This is a genomic window from Thermus sp., from assembly GCF_056332225.1.
On record NZ_JBWGQW010000109.1, the window covers coordinates 1 to 1,993 of the forward strand.

Sequence of the window (1,993 nt, forward strand, 5' to 3'; positions counted from 1 at the left end):
AGGGCGGCCTCGGCCAGGCGGTTCAGGGGCCTAAGGACCGTGCGGAGGAGGAGGTAGGCCAGGCCCCCGGAGAAGAGGCCCGAGAGGAGGAGGAGGGGAAGCCCGAGGCGGAGGTAGAGGAGGGTGAGGCGCTCCACCACCCCGAGGGGCTGGGCCACCACCGCCCGCAGCCCCTCCCGCTCCACCGCCAAAGCCCGCCAGCCTCCCACGCTCGCGGGCCGGTCTGGGGCCACGCTCCGCACCAGCTCCGGGGCCCCGGGAAGCCCTCCCTGCCAGAGGAGCCGCTCCTCCCGGTAGACCCAGGCGGCGGCGGGGAAGTCGCCGAAGAGGAGGTCCGCCTCCTCCTCGGGGGAGGGCTGGTGGTCGGGTTCGGCCAGGGCCTCCTGGAGGAGGGTGTGGGCCTGGAGGCGCAGGGTCCGGTCCACCTCGGAGAGGGCCAGCCGGGAGAGGAGGAGGCTGGAGAGGAAAAGCCCGAGGCCAAGCCCTGCGAAGGCCACGAACCCCGTGAGGAGGGCGAGGCGGGCCCTGAGGCTCATTCGGGCACGCGGTAGCCCAGGCCCCGCACGGTCTCAATCAGGTCGTCTCCCAGCTTGCGGCGCAGGTTCTTCACGTAGACCTCCACCAGGTTGGACTCCCCCTCGTACCCGGGGCCCCAGACCCTTTCCAAGATCTCCTCCTTGGTGAAGAGGCGCCCCCGGTTGAGGAGGAGGAGCTCCAGGACCTGGTACTCCTTGGCGGTGAGGGCCACGGGGGCCCCCCCTTTGCGCACCCGGCGCCCCTCCACCTCGAGGACGATGTCCCCCACCTCCACCCTCGTGGGCCGCACCTCCCCCCTTCGAAGGAGGGCCCGCACCCGGGCGACGAGCTCCGGGAGGTGGAAGGGCTTGGTGAGGTAGTCCTCCCCCACCTCGAGGCCCAGGAGCCGGTCCTCCAGGGCATCCTTGGCGGTGAGGAAGAGGATGGGGCTCTGAACGCCCGCCTGGCGGAGCTCCCGGGCGAAGCGGAAGCCCGCCTCCTCCCCTTCGGGAAGGCGCACGTCCAGGATGAGGGCGTCCAGGGGTTCGGCGAGGACCAGGCCCCAGGCCTCCTCCTCCCCCTTGGCCCAGCGAACCTGGAAGCCATGGTGGGCCAGGGCCTCGGCCACCGCCTGGCCCAGGACGCGGTCGTCCTCCAGGAGGAGAAGGCGGGCCACGCTAGAGCCCGAGGGACTTCCTCAGGGCCAGGACCTTGTCCGGGGTGAGCTTCTGGGCCCGCTCCTTGGCGACCTCGCCGGCGGTGTAGGGCTTGAACCCCGCGGGAGGCTTGTTGCCGAAGGCCTGGGCGATGTAGTTGAGGATGGCGGCGATCTCCCCGTCCTTGAGCTGCCCCCAAGCGGGCATGGCCCCCTGGTAGGCTTGCCCCTTCACCTTGATCTGGCCCTGGAGCCCGTAGAGGACGAGGTCTACCAGGTAGGTGCGCCCGTCCTTCTTGGCGAGGATCTCCTGCACGTGGCCCGCCAGGGGCGGGAAGGCCCCGGGGATGCCCTGCCCGTTCGCCTGGTGGCAGGTGGCGCAGTGCTGGCTGTAGAGGGCCTGGCCGTTTTGGGCGAAGGCCAAGCTGAGGCCGAGGGCCAGGACTGCGTACACCCATTTTTGCTTGCCCATGCTTCACCTCCAGGCTTTTAGTATGCCACCGCACCTGAAAGCAGGCTGAAGCCCCGCTTCCGAAGAAGGGGGTGTATACTGGGCACCATGGGATTAGGCATACCTAAAACCCGGCCCTGGTGGTGGTACCTGGGCCCCGGGTTCCTGGTCTCCGTGGGTTACATGGACCCGGGGAACTGGGCCACGAGCCTCGAGGCCGGAAGCCGCTACGGCTACAGCCTCCTCTTCGTGGTGACCCTCTCCAGCGCCATGGCGATGCTCTTCCAGGCCTTGGCGGCCAAGCTCGGGGTGGCCACGGGCCGGGACCTGGCGGAGCACCTCAAGGCCCGCTACCCTGGCCGCCTGGGCCG

At 70.3% G+C, this 1,993-nt stretch carries 3 protein-coding genes and 1 pseudogene; 1 reads left to right on the top strand and 3 read right to left on the bottom strand.

Going from position 1 to position 1,993, the window contains the following annotated elements:
- From AC01Y6_RS10250 to AC01Y6_RS10260, 3 genes and pseudogenes are all read right to left on the bottom strand, one after another.
- A pseudogene (locus AC01Y6_RS10250) lies at positions 1–536 on the bottom strand (hypothetical protein); the annotation flags it as partial.
- The gene (locus AC01Y6_RS10255) at positions 533–1,192 is read right to left on the bottom strand and encodes a response regulator transcription factor (RefSeq protein ID WP_476671412.1); all 660 of its coding nucleotides are present in this window, start codon (positions 1,190–1,192) and stop codon (positions 533–535) included. The gene AC01Y6_RS10255 and the pseudogene AC01Y6_RS10250, both read right to left, overlap by 4 nt.
- A gap of 1 nt (position 1,193) precedes the next feature.
- Entirely contained in the window at positions 1,194–1,643 is a 450-nt protein-coding gene (locus tag AC01Y6_RS10260) for a c-type cytochrome (protein WP_476671414.1), read from the bottom strand.
- A gap of 87 nt (positions 1,644–1,730) precedes the next feature.
- On the opposite strand from AC01Y6_RS10260, the gene AC01Y6_RS10265 reads away from it, so the two are divergent.
- Positions 1,731–1,993 (top strand): Nramp family divalent metal transporter (locus AC01Y6_RS10265; RefSeq protein WP_476671416.1); only part of this gene is annotated, 263 nt, incomplete at its 3' end.

Bases quoted from the DNA above. Each gene is read 5' to 3' on its own strand.
- AC01Y6_RS10260 (WP_476671414.1), bottom strand. From the start codon at position 1,643: ATGGGCAAGCAAAAATGGGTGTACGCAGTCCTGGCCCTCGGCCTCAGC.